The organism is Syntrophothermus sp. (genome assembly GCF_013314835.1).
GTDB classification, from domain to species: Bacteria; Bacillota; Syntrophomonadia; order Syntrophomonadales; family Syntrophothermaceae; genus Syntrophothermus; species Syntrophothermus lipocalidus.
In genome coordinates this window covers 1-16,803 of record NZ_JABUEX010000047.1, presented here as the reverse complement: position 1 = coordinate 16,803, position 16,803 = coordinate 1, and the positions used below count along the sequence as shown (strand labels likewise).

Genomic DNA, 16,803 nt, shown 5'->3' with positions numbered 1-16,803 from the left:
CGAATGTTAACTGGACTGTTACTGCTGGACCTGGACAAAAGACGGTTTATGTAAAAGTACGCGACAATGCCGGCAACGAAAGCTCCATGCAGGCTGCTACTATCTATCTGGTGGACGACACAGAAGGCCCTAAAGGGACATTATTAATTAACAACGGAGCTTCAACTACCAGTACAACGAGCGTTACCTTGATGCTGTCAGTATCGGACAATTTTTCTCAACCAACCCAAATTCAGATGCGGTTTTCCAACGACGGGACGAACTGGTCAAGCTGGGAAACCTACAACGGGGTAAAAAGCTGGACATTAGCCAGCGGCGACGGCTGGAAAACAGTATACTGCCAGTTAAAAGACGCTCAATCCAACTACACAACCATATCAGCCCAGATTGCTCTGGCAACCAGCGCAAGCGCGCCAAGCGGATCAGCGGCTCCCAGCAACCCGCCGCCAACAGTGACGTACAACGGTTTGAGCAATGTCTATGTGACCAAACTCCAGCAGGCAGCAATAAACGCCTCATCGCTTTCCAACGTAAGCAAAGTCCAGTTTTCGTTTGACGGCGTGACCTGGGGCCCGTCTGAAGATGTGAGCGGAAGCAGTTATACCAAAGAAGTAGCTTTCCCTTCGGGCGACGGCCTTAAAGCGGTATACGTCAGGTTCCAGAACGCCTACGGCAAGTGGAGCCAGCCGGTAGCGAAATATTTCCTGATCGACACAACGCCGCCGGAAATAAAATCAGTCAGTATAAAGAATCGGGCGACCGCAACCACCAGCACCAGCGTTGTCGTCAACATCGCGGTTAGTGATAATTTCTCGCAGGTAACAAGCGATGCGACTGCCCCCAGAATCCAGTACCGTTACTGCATTAACGGCGGATCCTGGTCAAGCTATACTGCTTTAACCGGGCCTGCGATAACCGTAAGCGGTCTTGCCAGCGGCGCAAACGACATCGGCATTCAGGTCAAAGACGCCGCCGGGAACGAAAGCGAGGTGCAGTATGTACAAATTTTTAAAGTTGCTTAGAATATTACTAATAACTTTCCTTACCTTGCAGCCAGGGAATGCCCTGGCTGTAAGTGTGACATTCTCCCACTTTCTGATTAATCTAGAAAGCTCCTTCCGCGAGAATTGTGCTTCGCACGCGGGGGAAATAGCCTGGGCCCGGTTCCTCGGGAGATGGATGCGAGGACCGGGCTTTTGCTTTTGCCGAGGAGAGGAAACTACAGATATCTTGAGAAGCCGGGTCCTGTGCACCCGGTTTTTTGTTTTTTGAGGTGATTTTTGTGTCTTATAGGAAGGAACTTCTAAAAAGCGCAGGAAAGAAGGCCGTGAAAACCGTCCTTTTTGCCAATCTTTCTTTCGTCCTGACCGTTTTCGCCTGTCTTTTTCCCGTCTTTTTCTTCATGATCACCTTCAAGGTCATGCCCGAGGGAGAATTTTTTACGCGCGATTCAGGAAATTTTTGGCCTGTCAAAAATGGCAAAGACAGCAAGGGAGTCAAAATATTTTTGGTTGCTGCGGCTGCCCTGCTGTTTACTGTTGCTCCTATTTCAACCGCTGAAGCGGCCAGTTGGAGCGCGTACATCAAGAGTTCCGAGACTGTTATAGACACTGCAAAAACATCTGCTGTTGTCGATACAGCAAACAGCGAAATCAGGCTTCCCAGAGCGGCGCCCAAATCGGCGGACTTTGAAAAAAACGACGGGTATGACTACCTTGTGCTCACTCCGACGGAGTTGAAGCGTTTTTCCTGGACAGGAAGCGCAACAACAGAGAATACGGTTATAAAAATATCAGGACTGTCCAACCCGGTGGCGGCGGTTTCGTCCAGTCCCTATCCTGATGCGGTAGTGGCGACCCCTACAGGGATAACGCACTATTCTTTCACCGGCAGCAGCATGGCCCCGGCCTGGAGTGTTACCGGTCTCAGCGGAGTTGTGAGCATCGGCAGCCGGGAACAGGATATAGCGGTGCTGGCAAACGGACAGATCAGGTACTACGGCTTCTCAGGTTCTGGCAGTATAGAGATACCAACGCTGAGCATCACGTCAGGCTTGACTAATCCTATCGACTTTGCGCTGAACCAGTTCAGCTACGACTGCGTGGTACTCGAAGGCGACCAGCTCAAATACTTCAATTTCACAGGGTCAGGACTGACCCATAACCCGGCTCTGAGTATTACCGGGCTGACGGCCCCCAAATCCGTCTGCTGGGGTACTGAAGGCAACATTACCATAATCGACGGCAGCCAGGCCAAAACATATCTGCTGGCAGGCAACAGCTTCGTCTACACATCGGCTCTGTCAGTCACCAGCGGGCTGTCAGCACCGTCCTGCGTCGCAGTGAGGCCGGGAAGTTACGATCTGCTCATCGTGGACGGCGACCAGGTTAAATACTACCAGTGGGACGGCGCGCAGATGGTGTACAACGCTTCCCTGTCGCAGACGGTGGCTGGACTGCAGAACCTGGGCAGCTACGCGCCGCAGGCGGCAGTGGTTTCACTGCCGAAAAACCCGGGCACGAACACGTCCAGCGTCAGGGTCAGGGCCTACCATGTCCTGCCAGCAGGGACATCGGTTACATGGTATCTTTCGACGGACGGCGGAACTACCTGGACAGCAAGCTGGAGAGTGTCCGGCCTGTCAGGCGGAACAACCAGACTGGAAGCCACATACGACAACGGGTCAACCTGGACGGAAATTTCAGGAGGCGCAGCAATGGCCGCCCCGAACCAGAACACCGTTCAATTATGGGCAACGCTTCCGTCAGGAAACCAGATATGCTGGAAAGCGGTTTTAGCCACAACAGATACCAGTGTTACCCCGAAGATAAAAGCGCCCAACCCCGGCACGGATGCGGCAGTAGTCTGGGAAACCAACACCAGGCCGAACCCGCCGGGGATAACGCCGCCGGGGGCCTGCTACACGACCGCGACGCCGACGATTACCTGGACGTTTTCCGACCCTGATTCGGGGGATTCGCAGAGCGCATACCAGGTGGTGATCCGTACCCAAACAGGAGGCAATCTGGTTTATGACAGCGGCAAGACGGCATCGTCCAGCAGCCAGTTCACCGTGCCGCCGGACGTGTTATTCCTGTCCGGGCAGTACCAGTTCGTATTTTACCTGACAGTCTGGGACCGGGGCGGGCTGGCCTCAGACCAGGTTTCGTTCAACTTCTGCGCAGTGGCGTTTGACAGCCCGAGAATCTGTGAAATTGTGTATCCGGGGTCGGGACAAACACCGCCTGACCCGACAAACCCGGCGACATATATCCAGATCACCCGGGGCATGGCAGAAAGCGCTTTACCGAAAACGCAGGCCGGCGGGAAAGTGGGGCTGCTGGTAAATTCTATCGGCGTGTCCGGCATTACTTCAGCAGACTTTCCTTACGACAGCGGCCAGCATTCAACAGTTAGCGGGCCAACGCTGTATTCATCATTAAGCGCAGAAAACAAAACATGGCTGTTCGAGTTCTGGACAAGTCCTTTATTGAGCGACTGCCCTTCGGGGACCAGGGTGGAAGGAATCATTACCGGAACCGGTCATGGATATGTGCCGGTTTTTCAAATGCAGAAGGGCGTATCCGGGGCCTGGTCGGAAGGGGTGGTTGTCACGGATGACACCGTGCTGTCCAACTGGTTTGTTGTGCTGCAGGGTAGGAAAAATTGATCCTGGATTTTTTGCAAAAAAAATCCTTGCATTTTTCATCTGGCTGTGTATAATACAGCTGAAAGAATCGGCAGGTAAGTTTAACATTCAATTTGCAAAAAAATGTTCAAAACCAACCACGGCCCTGGTGAACAAACCGGGGCCGTTTTTTGTGCGGGCGCGCGTCCTGCGTAACAGAGATGGGGGGTGGAAAGCATAATCAGGTTGCCATCGTTGAGCCTGCGCCGTGCCTGGCCTTTGCTTTTGAGCATCGTGTGCGGGCTGGGTATCGCTGTTTTTGGGGCTTATCAGTACCAGGAGTACGTTCAAACACACCGGGAAACAGTCAAGGTTATCGTCGCGTCGCACAACATCATGCCGTATTCGGTCATCACACCTGCAGACTTAACGGAAAAGCAGGTTGTTCAAGGCATGGAAGTTCCCGACGCTGTTGTGTCAGCAGACGAAGCGGTGGGGAAAATAGCGCTGACTCTTCTGTACGGCGGGGAGCAGATCAGAAGGGACAAACTGGGAACAAAAGAACTGCACCAGGACAGACAGATTGTTGGGGTCAACATAAACGTTGCCCGGGCTGCCGGAGGGTGGCTGCGGCCGGGCGACCTTGTTGACGTCTGGTGGGTGCCTTCGGGATCGCAGATGGAAGCGCCCGGCGCTGGGTGGTTCCTGGCGGCCGAAAGCGCGATCGTTTTGGACATCCGCGACAGTTCGGGAAAAAGTTTGTTCGACCATCAGCAGAACAGCGTGATCCCCAATGCGTCGCAGTCTGCCGGGCCTGCGGTGGCGGTGCTGGCGGTAAAAGAAGACCAGGTGCAGAGGGTGGTCGGCGGAGCGGCGCCCAATTCTCAAAATGTCGTGCTCACGCTCAAATTCAAAGAAAAGGAGTTGATGAAATCTGCCGAAGAAGCTGGACATCAAGGAAGCGACCTATCTAATCCAGGAGTCAATCCAGGAACCGGAACGGGTGGGACAGGAACGGGCAATTAAGCACCGCAGCCTGATTGAAGAAACGATGGCAGGAGTACCTGAAGCAAAGATTGTGCTTCAGGAAGTTATTGTCGGGCTTTTAGAAGAGTTTGGCGTGGAAGTCGAAGGCATGGACTCCGGGAAGGCGGCCTATGAGATATACAAATACGCCTGGGGGCTGGACGTGCTGGAGGAACTGTACGACGACCCGGAAGTGAACGAAATCCGCGTGAACGGGCCGGACCAGGTGGTGGTCCTGCGGAACATCAAAAACGAGCGGGTTGACGTCAAATTCAAAGACAACGAGCACATCAAAAAGCTGGTCACCCGGATGACCATGCACGACCAGGGAGTGGGTTTCAACCGGTCCAACCCGACGCTTGAGAGCATGAGAAAAGACGGCACGCGGATAACTGCCACCTGCCCGCCGGTGACGGAAGACATCACTTTTGTGCTCCGGAAACACTCGTCTTCTGTGCTGACGCCGGAAGACCACATCAGGCGGGGTTCTATGGACGAGAAGGTGTGGAGCGCGCTCGAAACCCTGGTGCGGGGCAGGGCCAACATCCTCATTGCCGGCGGAGTGGGTTCAGGCAAAACGACGCTGATGCGGACGCTTTATTCGTGCACCGACCCGAACGCCCGCACCATAGTCATCGAAAGCGACCGCGAGCTCCAGTTGAAAAAACAGTTCCCCGAACGGGACATAGTTGAGCTGGAAGAGCACAGCGAAGTCGGGCGGCCGCTGAAAATGCTGTTCAGGACCGTGCTGAGGTATTCGCCCAACATCATCCTCATCGGCGAGTTTCGCGGCCAGGGCGAAGCTACCGAAGCAGTCCGGGCCTGTCTCCGCGGTCACGACGGGTCGATGGCGACCGCGCACTTTCCGTCACCCCAGGAAGCGGTCGAAGGGACAGGGCGGCTGCTGATCGAAGAGGGTCTGAACGTGACGCCGGACGTGGCGGCCCAGCTTGTCGCCAGCGCCTACAACGTGGTGGTGCAGATGTTCGGCGACTCGACGCGCGGCGCGATCCTGGTGGAATCCATCACCGAAGTTGTGCCGCAGGTGACGAAGGTTGAGTACCGGGATTTAATCCGCTGGTTTCCGTCAGGAGACGACTACCTGAAAGGCGAATGGCGGCAGGTGCAGATGCCGAGCACGCGCCTGCAGGACAGGCTGCTCAAATACGGCGTGACGATGCCTGTGCGCCTGAAAGGAGCATAATATGCTGGATACGCGTGAATTGCTGCTGGCGGTAACGGCTGGAGGCTTCAGCCTGGCGCTTGTGCCTTCGTTATATGCAGTGTTCAAAAAGCTGAACATCAAGACGGCAAACAGAACAGGCCGGAAGAAACAGGCTTCAGGGCTGTCGGAATCGCTTCAGAAATGGGTAGACCGCGTTCACTCGGAAATGCGGGTATCATTCCTGGAAAGAAGAAGCGTTCTGGAAGCAGCAATAATGATTGTCCTGGCGCTGGCGGGATTTGGTGTCGGCGTGGTATACCTGAAAAACATCACCGCCGGAATAATCATGGCGGCAGGAGGGATAGCTGTCCCCGAGCAGATGATCAACATGCGCGAGCAGGCGCGGCGGGAAAAAATCCTGGAGCAGATGGGGGCAATGGTGCGGATTTTTGCCGCCGAGTTTTCCGAGACGCCGCATGTGCTGAAAGCGCTGGGCGTCACCGCAGGAAAAATGCCGCCTCCGACCGGCGATATTTTGCGCCAGGCATACAGAGACATGACATCCGGAATGTCGCCTGACGAAGCCCTGCTGCGGCTTGCCAGAGGGCTGGACAACGAATACGGAAGAATGTTTGTCCAGCTGCTCAGGCTGGCGCTGGAGGACGAAGCGGTGAAACCGCTGTTCAACCGTCTGGCCCTGCGGCTGACCACCCAGCAGGACCTGCTGCAGAAGAACCGGGTCGAAATGAGCTACGACAGGATGGTTTCTTTAATCATGAACCTGGCAATCGTCCCGGCATTTATCTTTGTCCACCAGCTTGTACCCGAAGCGCGCGAGTTTTTTGTCAGCAGCATCTGGGGAAGGCTGATTGTCTCGGTGAGCGCGGCTTCAGTGGTGGGCGGCGCGTTTCTGGACCGCCTGGCGTCGGGAGGGATTCCCGAATGAGCTTCTACCTGATCGTAACTGGACTGTCGATTTCAACAACTGCGGTTTTATATCTGATTTTCAAAACCCTGCAGGGCCGGGCCGACCCGGTGCGGCGGGTGTATCTTTCAGCGGCAAATGAAATCCGCCAGCGCACCGCAGGTATTCTGGAAAAACCCAAAAGCCGGTCAGAAGACCGTCCGATAATGATTGGGACGCTGATCGGGTTTACCGGCGGGCTGATGCTGGCCTGGGGCGCGCCCCAGACGCATATTTTCTGCCTGGCAGGGGCATTGATCGGGTATGCGGGGGCAAAAATCTACCAGCGGTCTGTTAAAGACAAAGAACGGTTCCAGAAGATGCGCGAACTGGCGGTCCTGGCGGAAACGGTCGAGTTCCTTTCGGCGGTGAAGTACACCATTCCGCAGTCGTTCCAGTTTGCCGCCGCTTTAATGCCGAAACTTAAACCGCTGGTGGACCGGTGCGTAGCCCGGTGGCCGGCAGGCCCCGAGCGGGCACTGGGGCAGTTTGCGGAAGAGGTCAACCTGCCGGAAGCAGCCGTGCTGTCGTCTGTTTTGATTCACGCCCAGGAATCCGGCATGGAGTACGTCCAGAAAATCCTGCAGGAAGAGTCCCGCAGCCTGGAAATGCTGAGGCGCACCCTGGCGGAGGTTAAAATAGTCTCAAAGCCCATGTATTTTGCCATATACAGGGGGCTGCCGCTCCTGGCGATAGGGGGTATACTTGCAGGCCCTCTGGTGTACCGGGTGGTCCAGGTTCTTCAGGTCATTATGGGAGGGCCATGAAAATGTTTCAGCGAATATTTAGAAGCATAACAGGCGCTACAGTTGTTGAAGCGCTGATCATAATCGCTCTGCTCTGCGCGATTGCCGTTGTTTCAGGAGCAAGTCTGAGGGGAGGTGCGTCAACCGGCGCAAGCACAGTGAGCCAAAAAATCACAAGCTACGCAACCGGCGGGAACTGGTAACGAAAAGAAAGGAGGCGAGACGGTTAATGCTGATAAAACTTTTGTCTGACGAACGCGGTTCAATCACCGTGGAACAGGTCATCGTCACTGCGCTGCTCGGCGCGATCGGCGTGCTGACCTTCGGCGCTATCCGGAGCGGTGCCACCAGCGGTGCCAACACTATCAGCACCAAAGCCACCGGCGCGGTTAACAGCGCGGGCACAATCAGCTCATGGTAAAAATGAACCAGCGCGGCGGCGCTGCTGTGGAACAGGTCATTATTGCCGCGATTATCGCGGCGCTCGTGATTATCACGTTTCCCGCCATCCGCAGTGCAGCGCCTGCCGCAACTTCGACGCCAAAACAACAAACATCGTAAACAGCGCAGGGACGGCAAGCTCGTGGTAGCCCGAAAGCCCCGGTTTTTACCGGGGCTTTATTTATTTCAGGGGTGAAAAGTACATGCGATTCAGGCGGCTGTTAAGCGACGAGCGCGGGATAACCATGACAGAAGTTCTTATCATAACAGCTATCGCATGCGCAATCGCGGTTGCGGTGTCCGGAAAATTGATCCCGCCGGTCAGGACGATGCACAGCAACGTCATAGACCGGATCGGAAGCATCACCGGCAGCGGTTTTTGAAAGGGGGACTGCATATCAAAAAACTGGGCCAAAGGGGTTTGGGGACACTGGAATTTCTCATATCGTCAGCACTCTTCTTTTTTCTGACTTTTGCAAGTGTGGACTATTTTATAACCTTAGCTCAGTACCAGATAGCCGAACACATTACGGCATACTACCTGGAACGGATCAGGGTTGAAGGGCGGCTCACCAGCGCTGATGAAACGGAAATGATCAGCAAATTCAACTCCATGCAGATGACAGTCGAAAGCATATCCTGCCCGCGGGAGTCGCAGGGCAGCCCGGTGGTCCGGCGCAACCCGGTGGACCCGAATGCGAACAAAATAACGGTCACAATAACGCTGAAACCCGCGAAACGGCCTTTCCTTATCGGGCAGCTGATCGGCGGCAGCGCGGCCCCGGACACTTTTCGCATACGGACGGGAGGGACGGTATTGAGTGAAAAGGTTTAGAGACAACGAACAGGGATTTATCTCCGTCCTGCTGCTGATACTGATTCCCCTGTTTATTTTCAGCATCAGCGCGACGATGAACATCACAAATGCCGTGACTGCCGCGTCGGTTGACCTGCAGGAAGCGGTGGCGGTCGCCGCCAAAGCGGGGGCCATGCAGGTGGACACCACCGCCCAGGCAAAAGGGCTGATCAGATTGAGGTCCGACCGGGCACACGACCAGTTCCGGAAAACGCTGGCAGGGAATCTGGGACTGAACGAAACGACACTGCAGCCGGTGGGCGGCCAGTTTGCCGGAACGCCGAAATACTGGCTGCTGGTCTACAACGGGTACAGCGATTATTCGCCAGACGCTATGCCGGCGAGGTTGTATTACTTCAACGGGACAACGGTGACCGCATCCGACCTGAGCTACGGCGGGTTCCCGTACACGTTTTCTGTCAGCCAGTCAGGTATTACCGTAGGCGCCGGCGGAGCTTACACGGTTGAAATGACGACTCCAGGCGTGGTGGCGGTGGTCGAAATCGAAGCGACCAGGCTCACCGGTGAGAAGCAGATCATTGCCCAGCGGTGGGCGGCGGCAAGGGTGGTGTGCAAAGACGGCACCTGCAAAGTCATATAAGACCTTCTTCATCCGCTGTTTTTTACTTCTCCTGGCTCCCTGGATAATTCAGCTTCTGGTGTGCCCGCCGGACCATATCCCGGTCGGGCTGTTCGGGGGAGAAGCCGACTACTTCACTTTTCTGGCCAAAACAGAATGGGGCCGGCTGGGGCACTGGACCTGGGAAAACCTTTTTACTTCAGAACCCACCGAACCGGTGCGCGCTTATTACTTCTACCTGTTTTTGGGCCATATTGCAAAATGGGTGGATTTATCTTCTGCCTGGGTAATTCAGATCGCCCGGTCCCTGCTGGGGGCTGTGTTTCTCACACTCTGGTGGAAAATATGCAGACGGACGGAATACCCGAAAACCGTGTTTGCGCTGGGCATCTGGGCGGGGTTGGGTTTTTTCGCGCATTTGAATGACCGGATGGCCTACCTGGAAAGCTGCATCCAGGGCCATGCGGCGCGCACCGGACTTATCGGCTTCCCGCACTACCTGCTGGACGGCATCGGGTTTCTGCTCATGGTGGACAGCTACCTGGAGCGGAAAAGCGCGGCGCGGTTTTTCCTCAGCGGACTGCTGATCGGGATGGCGCACCCTTTTCTGCTCCCGCTGGTTCCAACGGCGCTTTTCATCCACACCGTCATATACGAACGCAAAAAAATAAAGGAGGCATTTCTCTGCTGTCTGGCGGCAGCCGTCGGCGGCCTAGTGTTCTCGCTGCCGCTTTTTCTGGACTACCTGCATATTGCGTGGTTGAGAACCTGGCGCGAGCAGACGGGCACAGGGTTTCACGCCTGGGAACACCTGTACCTTGTTTCCCTGACCTTCGGGCTGGCCGGAGTGCTGGCCTGGGCAGCGGTTCCCCGTATGCTGAAGCCGGGCCGGGATAAGCTGAAACAGGTGTCGGCGGTGTGGCTTCTGACAGCGGGGATTCTGGCGGTTTCCGCTCCGCTTCCCAACAGCAGGGAGTACAATATGTTTTTAAGCCTGCCGGTGGCGGTTCTGAGCGCGCCGATGATCTACGGGCTGGCTGTCAGGATAAACTCCCACCGGGTTGCTGTACTGACGGTCGTGTTCTGCTGCGCATTCGGGGCAATTTCCACAGCGGACATGCTGGTTGGTTCGCTGTTCAATCCCAACACGTGGGTATCATCAGGGTTTATGGAAGGGGCTAAATACCTGGAAGAGCACAGCAGCCCGGGTGACGTGGCCGCCTGTTCGCTGCGAACAGGGAACCGTCTGGTTTATTTCACCAGACGACCCCGGCCGTACCTTGCCCACGTCTGCGAGACGCTGGATGTGGAGCGAAAGAAAAAAGAGATTCAGGCGTTTTTTATGGAAGGCAGAGCGCTGGATGTCCAGTGGGCGGTCGTATCAAAAGAGTGGGACCCTGAATTTGCCTATCCGCAGGGCGAACCTGTTTTTGAAAACGATGCGGTAAAAATATACCGTCCTTAACAGGAACATCATCATAAATTCAGAGGAATCCTGCGGGCAATATCTTGAAGGGGGTATACACGCTTGGTTGAATATCCTGTATTAGCTTTGGGAATGGGGCTGGGCCTGATAATCGGGTTTTGTATTGGGCGTGCGTACGCAAACGTGAACGAAAGATAAGGAGGTTTGCAAGTGAAGTTGGCGGTTGACATCGGCTACGGCTACACAAAAGCGGTAACAGAAGACTTAAAGAAAATATCATTCCCTTCGCTGATCGCACCAGCGGCCAGTGTTGTATCCGAAACCCTGGGGAGGAGCTTCAAACACCGAGTGAAGATTAAAAATCCTTACATGGACGTTGAGAGACTGGTGGGAGAAGCGGCAGTACAAAGCCAGGCCGCCTGCCGGCTGGCGTCGCAGGAGAAGCTGGCCGAAACTCATGACGTTTTGCTTTTGACTGCGGTCTATCTCGCCGGGGAAGGGACCCTGGAACTGGCGGTGGGTTTGCCTTTGGCTTACTATTCCCGGCAGAAAGATGCGCTCAAGCGTCGCCTGCAGTGCCTGACTTCCTGGGTGTCGGTGGACGACGGCCCGTACAGACACATCCGCTTTGAAGACGTCGAAGTCTACCCGCAGGGCGTGGGGGCCATCGCCGTCGTGGAAGACCTGCCCGACAGTTTAATTGGCTTAATCGACATCGGCACCTTCACGACCGACTATTTTCTCTTAGAAGTCCAGGGCGGGATCCCCTATCCCGTGCCGGAATCGTGCGGCAGTCTGGAAGGCGGTCTGCAGCTGGCGCTGAACGCGCTGGCTGAAGACTTCCAGCGGCAGACAGGCGCCCCGCTTCCGCCCAGGATGCAGAACGAAGCCTTAAAGCGGGCGCAGGAAGGGAAGCCCGTCGTCCACTGGGGCAGGCAGGTAGATCTGACCAGGGCGCTCAAAGCGGCCCTGAGAGACACAGCCGACTCGATCGCGTCGCACATTCAGTCAGCGTTCGGCGACCGGCTGCCGTTTCTGGAAAAGACCTACCTGGCCGGCGGCGGGAGCCTGCTTCTTCTGGACTACCTGAAAGAACGCTATCCGCTGGTTGAGCCACTGCCCGACCCGGTGTTCGCCAACGCGCTGGGGTACTTGAAATTGATGGGTTAAAATTATGCAGGGGTATACCCCTTCTAAGCCTTATAAAGACTACCATTGAAGACTTAAAATCATCAAAATGGTAATACCATAGGGGTATACCTCTTTAATATTTTGATAATACTAGCCTAAATAGTTATTAAAGTAGTGTTTAGTAATACAAAAAGGGTATACCCTTTTAAATCCTTAATATATAAGGGATTAGCCTAATAAAAAGCACGAAATGGTAATACCACGGTGAAACTATGCTGTAAGACAGTCATACCGGAGTGCATAAAAATCGCGCAAAACCCCAGTATAATCAAGCGATTAAAGGGTATTACCAATAAAGGAGGGAAAGAACTTATGCCCAGCAAGCACACAAAAACTTTAAGTGTAAAACTTCCTGATGACCATAAAATATGGAGTTATCCCCCCGGTCAGCGCAGTGAAAAGGTTAAAAAACTCCTAGAACAGGGCGAAATGGCGGAAACTCTGTTGGCCCAGATTGAAACCCTGTTTGTAGAAAAGCTGATGGAAGCACTGCTGGCGCAGATTGAAGTCATGATTGACCGGAAGCTGGAAGAACACCTGAAGCGTATCGAAGACCTGATTCAGGAGAAAATGAAGCATGCTGCTTATGAGAAAGGCGATGACTTTTTTCGCAAGGATGACGATGAACTGAAAAAAGAGAGAATGCGCCAGTTTGCCAAAAACATCAAAGATATATGGGGGTAGATTATGATACGGCAGTCTGTTTTGAAAGAAACCTACACCATGCTGGAAGAAGCCAGAATGACTCTCTGGCTGGAGATTGTCCAGCACGAAGCCCTGGAAGGACCGCTGGAACCTGACAAAGGGCCGCTGATCGACCAGACCGTGCAGGTGGAAAAAGAAAACGACCGGGTAAAAATAACCATCAAAGACATCCTGCCCCGAACGCAGGATATGATTAAAAAGACAATTATGCGGAATTACTGGTATACTTTAATGAATCATGTTTTACAGAAAGTAAATGTCCATTATGATGCAATAATACTGACCTTGAAAATTTTCTACCCGACGCGGAATTCCTGGGACGTGGACAACCGGCCGGTCAAGTTTATCATCGACAGCCTCCGCTACAACCGGGTGATTGCCGACGACTCCTGGGACAAACTGGGGCTGCAGATACTGGGCGGGTACGACCCCGACAACCCCAGGACGGAAATAATCATCGAACCGATGCCCTGTTTTTAAAAGAAAAGAGCTTCTGGTGACTTCAAACAAAATGGTTCCGATAACTTCATCATAAATACTTCTGATAATTTCGCATGATAACTTCCGATAACTTCATCACAAAACAGCGATAAATCATATAAAAAAATTGGGAAAGCCACCCATGCGAATTTTACATATAAAAATTTAAAAATCTTTATATGTAAAATTGGGGTTGAAGCCTTGATAAGACTGGAATATACTGTTCGTACTTTGCACGGCAGGGGGGTGTAAAAAAGCACTTGATTTAGGTTTTGGTGCAAATTCAACTGAACTTATCTGAACCATCTAACAGCACAGGCGCGGGGGTCTTAAGTGCAAACAATTCAGCGCACTTAAGTGACCCCCGCGCCGACTATTTAAGCGCACACATTGGCGCAGGAAATTGGACAGCAGGAGGTGATGGGATGCTTGAACTGACGGAACGGGACCGGGAGTTGCTGGATTTGATCGCGAAGGCGGGGATAATCACTTTTGAGCAGGCGAAGAAAGTGTTTCCCAGCAAGCAGTATTACTACCACCGGGTGAGAAAGCTGCGGCAGAACGGGTATGTGAAGACTGAGGGCGGCTATATCCGGCTGGGACGGAAAGGAAAAAGCGAAGTGGGGCTGGATAAGGAGTTCCGCCCGTCGGACCAGACGCTGGACAGCTGGGCGCAGTTTGGAAACATTTGTTTGGAGCTGAGCAACTGGGAGATAGTGTCGCAGGCGCGGGTGCGCACGTTTTACAACCTGGGCAGAGACGTGCTGCATATGAGAGGCATAGTGCGGCATGGAAGAAGGGACCACCTTTTGTACCTGCTGAGAAAGGGGGGCGAAAAAAGGGTCGGGCTGGTTAAAGCGGAGCTTGAGCGGTTGAAGAGCGCAGTGGGACTGGACAGCGCCGTGGTGTTCTGCGACAGTCCGAAGACGATGCAGGCGTTCGGGGAAGACCCCTGCGGGATGCGGGAGCTGATGTTGCTGCCGTACCCTTACGGGGCGCTGGTGATGAACGCGTACATAACGCCTGAATACCAGGACTACCTGAAAAAACTCATGCCGGGCGCGTTGACGGAACAGACATTCGCGGACAGAGAGACGCCGGGCTGTTACTATGCGGACTTTATCCTGAACGACCTGGTGAAGCGGGCGAATCTTAAAGCGGCCCTGCCGTTTTTGAAGAAGCCGGTGAAGATAGTCTGCCTGCCGTCGCAGCAGGAGTTGTTCGAGAGAATCTTTCCGGGGCTGGGTATAGTGGTTGCCGGGCCGCCGGTGTAAAAAGGGGGGTAAAACGAAACACTCATACCGAACGAAAGGGGCTGATGCAGGATAATCCCAATCAAGTTCCAGCCGATATACGACACCGAAGAGATCGTCGGGCATGAAGCGTTGTGCGGGCTTCCTAACCCGTCGCTGATATTCGTTGGGGCTTCGCCCGAGTTTGAGCTGAAGTGTCTGCTGAGCGCGCTGTGCCAGGGCCGCATTTTGATGAACGGTGGCTTGCTGTTCGTCAACATCAGCGCCGGCGCCCTTTTGAAGTGCCGGCCGCGCGTGCTGGGCGCGCTTGAAAACTTGCCGCCTGGTCGGGTGGTGGTCGAGATCACCGAGCGCGACCCCGGTGATATTGCTGAACTGACCGGCGCCGCGGAAGAGATCCGCGCCGTCGGGCAGAAAGTCGCTTTGGACGACTTCGGCAGCGGGTCGTCCGTGCGGTTTCTGGACATCGGGCCTGACTACTTGAAGGTTGACATGGCAATCGTGCGCAACTGCCACCTGTCGGCCCAGAAGCAGTCTCTGCTCAAGACTGTCGCTTCGTGGTCGGGCATTTTCTCGGTGGCGGAAGGCATTGAGACTAAAGAAGAGTATAAAACCTGCCTGAAGGCGGGCATCAACTATTTCCAGGGATATTACCTTTGCAGACCGTATTTCCTAGGAGGAGGTGAAGAGCGGGCGAATGCCCGCGCGTGATGGACTGGACAGACATTTACGCATCCAGGCAGAACCGCAGTGTTCTCAGGGGGACAGTGGTCGGCGTGGAAGAAGTGCCTCTTGAATCGCAGAAAGTGCCGTGTCTGGTGCTGGGGCCGGAGATTAAGGGGATAATTCCTTTGCAGGAAAGCGGGGTTGAGCCGGGCCCGACGAACGGGGCCACGCGGGGCAGGATGCTGACTTTAATCGGCCAGGAGATACCGTTCATCGTCATCGGCATCGACCGCGAGAACAACCTTTACGTGGCGTCGCGTTCGGAAGCGGTGAAGAAGCTGTCGTCTCAAGTTTGGTCGCAGCTGCAGGAAGGAATTGAGAAAGAAGCCGTCGTGCGGCGGCACATCAGGGGAGTGAACTCACAGGGGAAAACCATCAACATCGGCGCCGTGGTGGAGATGGACGGCGTGGAAGCCTTTCTGCCGGTGCAGGAGATTTCCCACGGCTGGGTGGAAGATTTAGAAGTCCTGCCGCTGGGAGAAAAAGTCCGGGTCAAAATCATCAAACTGGACAGAGAAAAGCAGAAAATCACCGTCTCCTTAAAAGCCCTTCAGCCCGACCCGTGGCCCGAATGCGCCAGAAAATACGCCAAAAACGGCGTCTACATCGGCACGGTTACCGGCGTCGCGGAGTACGGCGTGTTTGTGGCGTTGGAGCCGGGAGTCAACTGCCTGTGCCGGCACCCGAAGGCGGGTAAATTGAGCCGGGGAGATAAAGTCGCCGTGGTGTTGCTTTCGGTCAGCCCGGCGGAAAGGAAGATGAGCGGTGCCGTCAGCCGCATCGTCCGCAAGTCCGTTCTCGGCGCGGTGTAACTATCAAGTCATCTTCTATCCGTGCGCGTACCGTGAGGAAGGGTTGCTGTCTCCGTGGGAACAAGGAATTGTGGAGCTGGTGCGGGCGACCGGCGCGGCTGCGTATTCGCAGGTGGCGAAGACGCCCCGGGAAAAGAAGAAAATAAAGTCGCTGGTCAGGGCGGAGATACTGGGCCGCGTCAGATTGGAAGGCGCGTACAAACTCAACGTCCTGCTCCCCGGACCTTATCCGGGGCTGGAAGAAGTGTTGAAGTCGCTGTGTTTGACCCGGCTGGTTCTTATTCTGCGGGAGCGGTTTGCGCGGGTGGAAATATACCCGTCGCCGCCGTACCGGGCGGCGTTGATCATCAACGAAAAACCCTACCACGTGCTGGTCCACCGGGAAGGAGAGCCTGTCCAGCCGGTCATTGTGCTGGCGAACGGCGCGGAACGGAGCATTGTCCTGGTAGAAAAATACCACCGGGAATTCAGCGAAATCAAAAAGGGGCGCATATTGCTGGACCTGGAAGACAGATTTCTCCTGCCCGACGGGACGCCGGAACCGTAGCCGGCGCGAAAAGCGCTGGCTTTATTTATGCCTATAAATCCTACCCCTTATCTTCTTTTCGTGCAGGCTGGTATGGCCTGCTTTTTCTTTTTCTCCCTTCATCCTGCAAAACAGACAGAGTATGCCTCCAGGCCGAGTAAAATTTCAGTAGGCACCAGAAGGGGATCAGCCCCCTGAAAAAGAAATGAGACCTCGCCCAAAAAAACACCCAAAGTCAAACTAAAGGAGTGTGAGGTCTCATGTTAAATATTCGCCAA

Annotated in this window: 20 protein-coding genes; all 20 read left to right on the top strand. The window is 54.6% G+C overall.

Features of this window, described 5'->3' with window-relative positions; all coding sequences use genetic code 11:
- Positions 1 to 1,022: hypothetical protein (locus tag HPY90_RS12175; RefSeq protein WP_287194827.1), on the top strand; the 1,022-nt coding region annotated here is incomplete at its 5' end.
- Between the two features lie 260 nt (positions 1,023 to 1,282).
- A complete protein-coding gene (locus HPY90_RS12170; RefSeq protein ID WP_287194826.1) occupies positions 1,283 to 3,670 on the top strand; it encodes a glycoside hydrolase family 78 protein in 2,388 nt (795 codons plus the stop codon).
- A 186-nt stretch (positions 3,671 to 3,856) separates the two neighbouring features.
- A complete protein-coding gene (gene cpaB, locus HPY90_RS12165; protein WP_287194823.1) occupies positions 3,857 to 4,654 on the top strand; it encodes a Flp pilus assembly protein CpaB in 798 nt (265 codons plus the stop codon).
- Positions 4,632 to 5,858, top strand: a complete 1,227-nt coding sequence (locus HPY90_RS12160; RefSeq protein ID WP_287194821.1) for an ATPase, T2SS/T4P/T4SS family — start codon at positions 4,632 to 4,634, stop codon at positions 5,856 to 5,858. The genes cpaB and HPY90_RS12160 overlap by 23 nt, the downstream gene beginning before the upstream one ends.
- Position 5,859: 1 nt before the next feature.
- Complete coding sequence (locus HPY90_RS12155) at positions 5,860 to 6,765, top strand: type II secretion system F family protein (protein ID WP_287194819.1); 906 nt, start codon at positions 5,860 to 5,862, stop codon at positions 6,763 to 6,765.
- Positions 6,762 to 7,550 (top strand): hypothetical protein, encoded by a 789-nt coding sequence (locus HPY90_RS12150; protein ID WP_287194817.1) that lies wholly within the window; start codon positions 6,762 to 6,764, stop codon positions 7,548 to 7,550. The genes HPY90_RS12155 and HPY90_RS12150 overlap by 4 nt, the downstream gene beginning before the upstream one ends.
- A gap of 2 nt (positions 7,551 to 7,552) precedes the next feature.
- Positions 7,553 to 7,732 (top strand): hypothetical protein, encoded by a 180-nt coding sequence (locus tag HPY90_RS12145; RefSeq protein ID WP_287194815.1) that lies wholly within the window; start codon positions 7,553 to 7,555, stop codon positions 7,730 to 7,732.
- Between the two features lie 26 nt (positions 7,733 to 7,758).
- Positions 7,759 to 7,950: a hypothetical protein gene (locus HPY90_RS12140; protein WP_287194813.1), complete on the top strand. Its 192-nt coding sequence runs from the start codon at positions 7,759 to 7,761 to the stop codon at positions 7,948 to 7,950.
- Positions 7,944 to 8,090: a hypothetical protein gene (locus HPY90_RS12135; protein WP_287194811.1), complete on the top strand. Its 147-nt coding sequence runs from the start codon at positions 7,944 to 7,946 to the stop codon at positions 8,088 to 8,090. Before HPY90_RS12140 ends, HPY90_RS12135 begins: the two co-directional genes overlap by 7 nt.
- Before the next feature lie 83 nt (positions 8,091 to 8,173).
- The gene (locus HPY90_RS12130; protein WP_287194809.1) at positions 8,174 to 8,353 is read left to right on the top strand and encodes a hypothetical protein; all 180 of its coding nucleotides are present in this window, start codon (positions 8,174 to 8,176) and stop codon (positions 8,351 to 8,353) included.
- A gap of 38 nt (positions 8,354 to 8,391) precedes the next feature.
- The gene (locus HPY90_RS12125; protein WP_287194807.1) at positions 8,392 to 8,805 is read left to right on the top strand and encodes a hypothetical protein; all 414 of its coding nucleotides are present in this window, start codon (positions 8,392 to 8,394) and stop codon (positions 8,803 to 8,805) included.
- Positions 8,792 to 9,427 carry a hypothetical protein gene (locus tag HPY90_RS12120; RefSeq protein ID WP_287194804.1) on the top strand — a complete coding sequence of 212 codons (636 nt, stop codon included), beginning with the start codon at positions 8,792 to 8,794 and terminating at the stop codon, positions 9,425 to 9,427. Before HPY90_RS12125 ends, HPY90_RS12120 begins: the two co-directional genes overlap by 14 nt.
- Entirely contained in the window at positions 9,351 to 10,871 is a 1,521-nt protein-coding gene (locus tag HPY90_RS12115) for a hypothetical protein (protein WP_287194802.1), read from the top strand. Before HPY90_RS12120 ends, HPY90_RS12115 begins: the two co-directional genes overlap by 77 nt.
- 171 nt (positions 10,872 to 11,042) lie before the next feature.
- On the top strand, positions 11,043 to 12,002 hold the full coding sequence (locus HPY90_RS12110) for a ParM/StbA family protein (RefSeq protein ID WP_287194799.1): 960 nt from the start codon (positions 11,043 to 11,045) through the stop codon (positions 12,000 to 12,002).
- A 333-nt stretch (positions 12,003 to 12,335) separates the two neighbouring features.
- The gene (locus HPY90_RS12105) at positions 12,336 to 12,707 is read left to right on the top strand and encodes a hypothetical protein (protein ID WP_287194798.1); all 372 of its coding nucleotides are present in this window, start codon (positions 12,336 to 12,338) and stop codon (positions 12,705 to 12,707) included.
- 3 nt (positions 12,708 to 12,710) lie between these two features.
- Positions 12,711 to 13,208 (top strand): RusA family crossover junction endodeoxyribonuclease, encoded by a 498-nt coding sequence (locus tag HPY90_RS12100; protein WP_287194796.1) that lies wholly within the window; start codon positions 12,711 to 12,713, stop codon positions 13,206 to 13,208.
- Positions 13,209 to 13,633: 425 nt separating this feature from the next.
- Positions 13,634 to 14,482 carry a hypothetical protein gene (locus HPY90_RS12095; RefSeq protein ID WP_287194794.1) on the top strand — a complete coding sequence of 283 codons (849 nt, stop codon included), beginning with the start codon at positions 13,634 to 13,636 and terminating at the stop codon, positions 14,480 to 14,482.
- A 51-nt stretch (positions 14,483 to 14,533) separates the two neighbouring features.
- On the top strand, positions 14,534 to 15,172 hold the full coding sequence (locus tag HPY90_RS12090; RefSeq protein WP_353733662.1) for an EAL domain-containing protein: 639 nt from the start codon (positions 14,534 to 14,536) through the stop codon (positions 15,170 to 15,172).
- Positions 15,172 to 15,999, top strand: coding sequence for a S1 RNA-binding domain-containing protein (locus HPY90_RS12085; RefSeq protein WP_287194829.1), 828 nt, complete (start codon positions 15,172 to 15,174; stop codon positions 15,997 to 15,999). The genes HPY90_RS12090 and HPY90_RS12085 overlap by 1 nt, the downstream gene beginning before the upstream one ends.
- Complete coding sequence (locus HPY90_RS12080; protein ID WP_287194792.1) at positions 15,953 to 16,546, top strand: hypothetical protein; 594 nt, start codon at positions 15,953 to 15,955, stop codon at positions 16,544 to 16,546. Before HPY90_RS12085 ends, HPY90_RS12080 begins: the two co-directional genes overlap by 47 nt.
- Positions 16,547 to 16,803: the final 257 nt, after the last annotated feature.

What these genes read in the sequence shown, in the direction of transcription:
- HPY90_RS12155 (WP_287194819.1), top strand. Translation starts at nt 5,860, where the DNA reads ATGCTGGATACGCGTGAATTGCTGCTGGCGGTAACGGCTGGAGGCTTC.
- HPY90_RS12150 (WP_287194817.1), top strand. Translation starts at nt 6,762, where the DNA reads ATGAGCTTCTACCTGATCGTAACTGGACTGTCGATTTCAACAACTGCG.
- HPY90_RS12145 (WP_287194815.1), top strand. Translation starts at nt 7,553, where the DNA reads ATGTTTCAGCGAATATTTAGAAGCATAACAGGCGCTACAGTTGTTGAA.
- HPY90_RS12140 (WP_287194813.1), top strand. Translation starts at nt 7,759, where the DNA reads ATGCTGATAAAACTTTTGTCTGACGAACGCGGTTCAATCACCGTGGAA.
- HPY90_RS12135 (WP_287194811.1), top strand. Translation starts at nt 7,944, where the DNA reads ATGGTAAAAATGAACCAGCGCGGCGGCGCTGCTGTGGAACAGGTCATT.
- HPY90_RS12130 (WP_287194809.1), top strand. Translation starts at nt 8,174, where the DNA reads ATGCGATTCAGGCGGCTGTTAAGCGACGAGCGCGGGATAACCATGACA.
- HPY90_RS12105 (WP_287194798.1), top strand. Translation starts at nt 12,336, where the DNA reads ATGCCCAGCAAGCACACAAAAACTTTAAGTGTAAAACTTCCTGATGAC.
- HPY90_RS12100 (WP_287194796.1), top strand. Translation starts at nt 12,711, where the DNA reads ATGATACGGCAGTCTGTTTTGAAAGAAACCTACACCATGCTGGAAGAA.
- HPY90_RS12095 (WP_287194794.1), top strand. Translation starts at nt 13,634, where the DNA reads ATGCTTGAACTGACGGAACGGGACCGGGAGTTGCTGGATTTGATCGCG.
- HPY90_RS12085 (WP_287194829.1), top strand. Translation starts at nt 15,172, where the DNA reads ATGGACTGGACAGACATTTACGCATCCAGGCAGAACCGCAGTGTTCTC.